The 7,779-nt window shown below is 70.0% G+C and carries 6 protein-coding genes and 1 pseudogene; 1 reads left to right on the top strand and 6 read right to left on the bottom strand.

All coding sequences use genetic code 11. The features are described 5' to 3' along the window. Window positions 1–98 (top strand): proprotein convertase P-domain-containing protein (locus ACFWVE_RS33270; RefSeq protein WP_384022435.1); only part of this gene is annotated, 98 nt, incomplete at its 5' end. Window positions 99–528: 430 nt separating this feature from the next. On the opposite strand, the gene ACFWVE_RS33275 is transcribed toward ACFWVE_RS33270, so the two are convergent. From ACFWVE_RS33275 to ACFWVE_RS33300, 6 genes and pseudogenes are all read right to left on the bottom strand, one after another. Then, window positions 529–750: a hypothetical protein gene (locus ACFWVE_RS33275; protein WP_384022417.1), complete on the bottom strand. Its 222-nt coding sequence runs from the start codon at window positions 748–750 to the stop codon at window positions 529–531. A 365-nt stretch (window positions 751–1,115) separates the two neighbouring features. Next, window positions 1,116–1,709: an ISAs1 family transposase gene (locus tag ACFWVE_RS33280; protein ID WP_384022420.1), complete on the bottom strand. Its 594-nt coding sequence runs from the start codon at window positions 1,707–1,709 to the stop codon at window positions 1,116–1,118. A 304-nt stretch (window positions 1,710–2,013) separates the two neighbouring features. After that, on the bottom strand, window positions 2,014–3,375 hold the full coding sequence (locus ACFWVE_RS33285) for an acyltransferase (RefSeq protein ID WP_384022423.1): 1,362 nt from the start codon (window positions 3,373–3,375) through the stop codon (window positions 2,014–2,016). Next, on the bottom strand, window positions 3,372–5,570 hold the full coding sequence (locus ACFWVE_RS33290; RefSeq protein ID WP_384022426.1) for a polysaccharide deacetylase family protein: 2,199 nt from the start codon (window positions 5,568–5,570) through the stop codon (window positions 3,372–3,374). The genes ACFWVE_RS33285 and ACFWVE_RS33290 overlap by 4 nt, the downstream gene beginning before the upstream one ends. Beyond that, a complete protein-coding gene (locus tag ACFWVE_RS33295) occupies window positions 5,570–6,961 on the bottom strand; it encodes a hypothetical protein (RefSeq protein WP_384022429.1) in 1,392 nt (463 codons plus the stop codon). Before ACFWVE_RS33295 ends, ACFWVE_RS33290 begins: the two co-directional genes overlap by 1 nt. Window positions 6,962–7,159: 198 nt before the next feature. Continuing rightward, window positions 7,160–7,551 (bottom strand): annotated as a pseudogene (locus ACFWVE_RS33300) (LysR family transcriptional regulator); the annotation flags it as partial. Between the last annotated feature and the right edge of the window lie 228 nt (window positions 7,552–7,779).

Raw genomic sequence — 7,779 nt, forward strand, 5'->3', positions numbered from 1 at the left:
CAAGCACCTCCCCGGCCAACGGAACGTGGAAACTGAAGGTCGAGGACAGGTCGACCGGCGGAGTCGGCACCCTCAAATCCTGGTCCCTGACGTTCTGAAGCAAGCCTCTCGCGTCCATGGTCCCCGGCCTCGAAGCTTGACTCTCGTAGTGGTTGCCGTAACGCCCCAGTTCGAGGAATGCCATGAGCTTCAAGGTGCGGGACCATAGGGCCCGCCAGGGCACCATTTTTAGAGAGGAAGCGGAGTGTCTGCCTTCAGTTCACGCAGCAAGGCGTAATCGGTCGGGAAAACTGCTGAATTATCGGCATCAGCCTCCAAGCAGGGAAGTGGTGACACAGCGGCTGTACCCCGTCCGGCAGAACCACAGAGACGCCACCGATCACAACGGTGGCGCCCCCGCTCAATTTCACCCCTGCTGCTGCTCCCCACCGCCTGGCAGCAATTTCTCCGAGCCAGACCCTGCACCGAGCCGCACCTGGCAAGCAACCGCGGCCGTCACCACTCTGCCCAGGTCGGAGGCAGGCTTGATCAAGTTCCATAGGTGTCGAGGTTGTTGGTGATGCCCAGAAGCGGGAGTGCTCGCTCTGGTTGGTCGCGGATCGCCCGGGTGGTTTTGGCGATGTTGCCGGCTCCGAGGGTTTTCAGTAGGCCGATGGCGAGGTTGCGGAGGGACGCCATCGTGCGGGGTGCGGTCCCGGTGTGGACGGTAGATGCGTCCTCGGCGAAGGTCACGTCTCTCACATGGTGCATGGTCTCCACCGTCCAGTGGCTGCGGATCGCGGTGGCCAGGTCGGCGGGGGCGGTCTGGTGAGCGTCGAGGCTGGTGACGGCGTAGACGGTCTCGCGGCTCTCGCGTCGTCCTGTCTGCCTGCGGCAGCGGTGGACACGAATGGCCAGGCATAGGGGAAGGCGATCCCGCCGAGTTCGTCCGCGATGCCGCAGGTCTTAATCGAGCGGGACTCGCGGCGGCCGTGGCCGGTGGAGGTCGTGGTGTGCTGGACGGCGATGTCCCGCCAGGGCAGGGAGGCGAGCTGCCGGTGTGCGGTCGGCTGATTGGCCTTGATCACCGAGATGTAGTGGGCCTTCTTGGTCTCGACCAGCCAGGTGACGTTCGCCTAGACCGAGTGCAGCGCTTCGAAGGTGACGAGGGCTCCGTCCAGGTTTAGTGGCTCCAGCAGGGGCTGGAAGTGCGCGGTCTCGTTCGTCTTCGTGCCAACCTCCGCCTGGGCAAGGGTTATGGCCCGGTGGTGGGTGACCGCGGAGAGCAGGTGCCGGCGGGCGACGGTGAGACGGGCGGAGCCCTTGAGCGCCTTGCCGTCGACGGCGATCACGCGCCGCTGTCCAAACGCGGCTTGCAGGGAAGCGTCATGAAGACCGGCGAGGTAGGTGCCCGCCGCCCGGTCCAAGGCGTCACCGTCAACAGCCCCCACAACCCTCCCGATCGTGGTCCGCGAGGGAGTACGCCGCCAGCGAAGTGGGTGACGGCGGATGCCGACGGCCGCCAGGAGTGTGTCCGGGGCACGTTCCGCCCACTCGGCGATCTCGTCGAGGCTCCTGGCTCCCGAAACGGCCGCGCAGGCACAGACGATCAGGACGGCGGTCAGCGAGTACCAGCGGCCCCGCCGCCCACGCGGATCAGGTACCAGATCCAGGTAAGGACGCAGGTCGGCGACCCGGCCTGCATCGAGCGGCCCCAGCCTCACCAGCACTGCAGGGATGGGGGAAGATACAGCGGCAGGCACGGGCCACCTCATGATCGTTGAGCTTCAACACCCCAATGATCACGAAGTCCGTGCCTGCTCTGCTATGCACCCCGACCGGTCATGTCCCGGACCAGCCACACGACTCCGGAACTTGATCAAGCCCTGGGTCGAAGGAGTCATGTTCCGAGGCGCGGTCTCGTGCTCATGGAGCACGTCGAAGGACATTGATAGTCGCGGGGTCCTTTCCTAGGCACCGCCAACCTGTTCTCGACCGCATGTCCGATGCCACGTCACGGAAGCCGAGTTCTCGTCACTCCAAGCGCCCTATTCTGGATCTTGCCTCGCGTCGGGCAGGGCGCTTGCTTCCGCTTCCGTCCGGCCACAATTGCGGCTTGCGCTTGGCGGCCAGGTCCTCAGCCCAGCCGAACCAGACGATGCAGCTGCCGATGAGGGTCCAGGCGAGGATCAAGGTGAGCCAGGGGCTCTCCAGCAGCCAGGAGAAGTGCATCCACATCACGTCGAAGCTCCACAGGTTGTCCAGGAGCGTCGCGGCGGTGAGGATGCAGATGTTGTGCCACAGATAAATCGTCACAGCACGGGAGTTGAGCAGTGTGATCAGTCGGTCCCAGCGGCGCAGCCAGCCGGGCCAGTCCGTCCAGGACGGGCTGACGTGCAGGAGCAGCAGCACCGTCGCGAAGGACCAGATGGCCTGGGCCAACGGAATGGAGTCCAGGTCATAGCCCGTCTTGAAACCCTGGTCCATCGCGTGCCACATGCCAAGGAGTGCGATCAGGGGAGCGACGGACGGCACGAAGTAGCTCGGGAGCCGCTTCAGGACGCCTTCCTGCTGGGCCATGCCGAGGATCCAACAGGCACCGAAGGTGCTGAAGTCCCAGACCGCAGAGGGGAACCGCTCACCGGGCAGCTTGATGTATCCGTAGGTGAGGGCGGCGGAGAGGGCGAGGGGAAACAGGATCGTCACCCAAGGCAACCTGCGCAGTGCCTTCAGCAAGAGCGGGGAGAGCAGTACATACCAGAGGTAGGCGCGGATGTACCACAGTGGGCCCGCGAGGTCCACGGCCCAGTTCTCGCCGATGAGGCCGTGCACACCGACCAGTCCCTCGGCGTAGGGCGGATCGCTGAGCGGCAAGATCCAGTAAGTGAGGTGGAACCACCACCAGCCTGGATGCCCGTCGGCGTCGGGGCTCCAGCCTTGGAACAGCATGCCCGTCACGCCGATTGCGCCGAGCAGCCACAGGGGCGGCAGCAGGCGGCGCATACGGCCCCGCACGACTTGCAGGGCCGGGCGCTTGAGTGAACGGGCCATGAGATTGCCCGCGAGGGCGAACATGATGCCCATGGAGGGGAAGACCAGGGGCAGCCAGGCCCAGCCGGTCAGGTGGTACAGCACCACTCGAAAAAGGGCGACGGCCCGCAGGAAGTCGAAATACCGGTCACGGCCCGGCTTCTTGGTAGCGGCCGGGGCCACAGGTCCGGATGTCGACGCGGGTTCGAGCGTCGGCTCGGTCACCGGTGCCGACTCGGTCGTGTGCTGCCGCGGGACGGCGTGCGGCGCCCCCGCGGTCCCGGCAGGCTTCCCCGGGTGCGCGGTTCCGTACGGGCCGGCCGGGTCCGGCACCGGGCCCGTACCGGTCGTGTATCCGTGGGTCATGCCACGGGCCTCCGATCGTCGTCGGTCCGCGCGTTCTGGCGCGGCACCGAGCCGCCGGGCGCCTCGACGACGCCGGTGCGCCGCAGCTTCTGCCAGCGCAGGCGGCCGCCGGTGAGCGCGGTGATCCAGGACTGGAGCAGCACGACGTACATGAGCTGGCGGTAGAGGATCTGCTGCAGCGGCAGCGAGATCAGGTGGGTCATGCGTTCGCGGTCGAGCCGGAAGGCGAAGGCCGCGCAGACCGCCTGGACGGCCAGGACCCCCAGCCACGCCGTGATCGTCTTCTCGGTCGGGCCGAAGACGAGGCCGTAGAGCAGGAAGACGTCGATCAGGGGGGCCAGCAGCGGGGCCACGATCATGAACAGGGAGACGAAGGGCAGGCCCACGCGGCCGAAGCGGCCCGAGGGGCCCTTCTCGATCACGGAGCGGCGGTGCTTCCAGATGGCCTGCATGGTGCCGTACGACCAGCGGTAGCGCTGGGACCACAGCTGCTGGACCGTCTCCGGGGCCTCGGTCCAGGCACGGGCGTTCTCCGCGTAGACCACGCGCCAGCCGGCGCGGTGCAGCGCCATGGTGACGTCGGTGTCCTCGGCGAGCGTGTCGTCGCTCATGCCGCCGATCGGAACCAGTGCCGAGCGGCGGAAGGCGCCGACGGCCCCCGGGATCGTCGGCATGCAGCCGAGGACGTCGTACATGCGGCGGTCCAGGTTGAAGCCCATCACGTACTCGATGTGCTGCCAGGCGCCGATGAGGCTGTCCTTGTTGCCGACCTTCGCGTTGCCCGCCACGGCTCCCACCCCCGGGTCGCCGAAGGGCTGGACGAGTTCGCGGACGGTGGACGGCTCGAAGACCGTGTCGCCGTCCATCATCACGACGATGTCGTACCGGGCGTTGGCCAGGCCCCGGTTGAGGGCGGCCGGTTTGCCCGCGTTGAGCTGGCGGATCACCCGGACGTTGGGCAGGCCCATGGCCTCGACGATGCGGGCCGTGCCGTCGTTGGAACCGTCGTCGATGACCAGCACCTCGATGGGGTGGTCGCTGTCCATCAGGGAACGGACGGTGTTCTCGATGCACTTGGCCTCGTTGTAGGCCGGGACCAGCACCGTCACCGGCTCGGTGACCGGCGGGCCCCAGCTGAAGCCCTTGCGGCGGACCCGGCGGGCGTGGATGCCGGAGAGCAGGAGCATCAGCACGAAGCGGGCGATGACCAGGGTGCCGATGACCGCCAGGCCCACCACCAGGCCGCTGGTGATCTTCTCCGAGGCCTGGACCAGGAAGACCCACGCCTTGCCCTTCCACAGTTCGGCGCCGGTCACCGGGCTCATCGCGCTGGGCGCGTCCAGGGCCTCGGTGAGGTTGTCGAACTCGTAGCCCCGCTCCTTCAGGTCGGGCAGGAACCGGTCCAGCGCCGCGACGGTCTGGCTGCGGTCGCCGCCGGAGTCGTGCATCAGGACGATGGCGCCCTCGCCGTCCTCGGGCGTGGCACGGCGGATGATCTCGTCGACGCCGGGCCGCTGCCAGTCCTCGCTGTCGGTGTTGTTGACGACGGTGATGTATCCGAGGCTGCCGATGTACTCGGTGACCGGCCAGGACTTGTTGTCCATGGCGGCGGAGAAGGACGAGTACGGCGGGCGGAAGAGCGAGGTGCGCACCCCGGCGGCGCCGGTGAGCGCCAGTTGGTTCTGCGACAGCTCCCAGTCGATGCGCTTCTTGGACTGGAGGGAGAGGTCGGGATGGTTGAAGGTGTGCAGGCCGAGCTCGTGGCCCTCGTCGACCATGCGCTGGACGAGGTCCGGGTGGCGGGAGGCCATGGTGCCGGTGACGAAGAAGACCGCGTGCGCGTCGTGCTTCTTCAGCACGTCCAGCACGCGCGGTGTCCAGACCGGGTCCGGTCCGTCGTCGAAGGTGAGGACCAGCCGGCGGTCGGGCACGCTCAGGGTCTCGGCGCGCCCCTGCCGGGCGTCGATGACCGGGCCGCCCCCGAGGATCTTCTCCGGCACCCGGTCGGTGGGGGCGGGCGCCTGGACGCGGTGGTCGGCGAGGATCTCGCTGTGCGTGTATCCGCGCAGCATGAGCATCGCCGCCAGGGCGACGAGGACGAGCAGCGGAAGCAGCAGGCGCAGGGGCAGACGGCGACGCCGGGAGCCGCCTCGGGCTCTGGTCGCGGGCCCGGGGCGGCGGGAGTGGGAGGCCATCAGAGAACGTGCTCCGGGGACGGTGCGGCGGGCGCGGTGGACGAATCGGGCTGTGCGGCGGAGGTTTCGGCGGCCACGGCCGGCGGCTCGGCGGGCGCCCGGGCAACGGTGTCGACGCCGGCCGGTTCCTCGTCGCCGGGGTCCTCCCCGGCGGGGGGCGTGCTCGGATCGGTGCCGGTGCCGCCGGACGAGGCCGGCGGGTCGGCGGTTTCCGTCTCGGCCGGGGGCTCGGCCGGCTCGGTCGTGGCGGAGCCACCGGTGCCGGTGCCCGGCTTCGGGGCGGTCCCGGTCGGCGTCGACGACGGCTCGGCGATCTCGCCGGACTCGGTCTCGGGGGTCGCCACGCCGCCCGCGGGGACACCGGCGTCGGGCGAGGCAGGGGCGTCGGGGTCGCCCGCGGTCGGCTCGGTGCCCGGGGCCGGTTCGGCGCTGGGCGACGCGTCCGGCTCGGCGGGCTCGGCGGGCTGCGGCGAGGTCTCGACCTTCCCTGCGGGCTGCTCCTGCTCCTGGCCGGGCACGGGCATCCAGGGGGCGCTGGAGTTGCCGGACATCAGCGTGGCGACGATCACGACGGCGTACCCGGCGCAGGCCAGGCCGACGGCCAGGCCGATCCGGCGGTAGAGGCGGCTGCGACGGCCCGACTCGTCGACGAACACGGGTCCGTCCGCTGCGTCGCGGTCCGCACCGCTGCGGTGCTTGCCTTGCGTTGCCCGCAGCACGCCGTCGCCGAACTGCACGGCGTCGAGCTGGACCGTCACCTCGTGCGGGTCGTGCGTGTGCTCGGTCGCATCGGCGTCCGCGGCTGCTCCTGCGGCGGGCACCGGCCTGGTGGGCGCGGGGGCGGCGGGGGCGAGCACGGTCGCCTCGGCTCCCTCCTGCCAGGGGTCGCGCAGGGGGGTGCGGGGCGGCCGGGGCGTCGCGGAGGTCTGGGCGGGGAGGCGTGCGGTGAAGCCGGTGTCACCGGTGGAGCCGGCGAAGGGGGATGCGGGGGTGGTACGGGGCCTGATGCGCAGGGCCCTGGTCTCTTCGGGGTCCTCGAAGGTCCTCGGGGGCGTCGGGGCGGCCCGGTCCGGCCCGCGCTGTGCGGGCGTCCTGCTCGTGCCGCCCGGTGGGGGCGTTGCGCTCATCGTGGTCGTCGTGGCCTTCGCGTCGTCCGGGGCAACCCGGTCCTCCAGGTCGTCCGGGTCGGCCGCGTGGGGTGCGCCGGGGGTTCTCTTCACCGCGGTGACGTCGTTCGCCCCGGCGGCACGGGCGGTGCGGCCGGGCACGTCCCGGGAGAACCACGTCCCCCGGTCGGTGGCAGAACCGCCGGAGGCGGGCCGGGCGTCCCCGCTCGGGGCGGCTTCGGCCTCGGACCGTTCAGGTTGGGCGTCTTCTCGCCACTTCTCCACGCGCACGCTCTTTCCCCACGGGACTGTTCCGGGTGCGTACGGCCTGGGCATGCGCCGCCGGACATGGACCCCCACCCGCTCCGAACGCCCCGTTTATCACACTGTGCTCGAGCGTCGAATGTAGCGCACGCGGAGGTCTCGTGTTCCTCGGGTGGGGATTCGTGTCAGGCATGAGACATCACGGACAGGTGTGAGACATCACGGGGACCTCATGACATCGGGATCTCTGTCCGAAACCCGCTCCTTCGCGGGCCGCCGCAACCAGCCCCCTTCGGCGGTGATTCCGGCTGCCGCACTACGAAGTCCCTGCAGATCGGGGCGAACAAGCCCTTTTCGCCGCACAAGTGACACGGGGGGCAGGGGAACGGGGTCGACCGGCGGGCGCAGCACCATCGAGGGCGGCGGCGGGAAGTCCACCACGGCGAGGACCGGGTTCCCCGTGCGGGCCATGCCCCGCTGGGACTTCTCCTCCCGACGGCCGGGGGCGCGGGCGGCGCGACGTCGATGCCCCGCCCCTCGAACAGCAGCCCCGCGAGGTCGGTCCACTCCGGTGTGAGCGGATCGCCCGCCCCGGCGTACTGGAGTTCCCCCTGTTGACGGGCGCGCCCGACGCGAACGGCGGCTCCATCCCCGACGTGTGGACCGTGCGGTCCGACCGATCCGTGCGGTCCGACCGATCCGTGCGGTTCTGCGCGGACGGCCGGACCGTCCCGTCGGGGTCCGGCACGGAGATCATCGCTCCGGCGAGCCGCTGGAGGACACGCATCGCCATCGGGTGAGCCGCACGGCTCCCCACAGGAGCGGCCGAGGACCGTCGG

The sequence above is a fragment of the Streptomyces sp. NPDC058632 genome (assembly GCF_042717095.1).
Classification (GTDB): Bacteria; Actinomycetota; Actinomycetes; order Streptomycetales; family Streptomycetaceae; genus Streptomyces.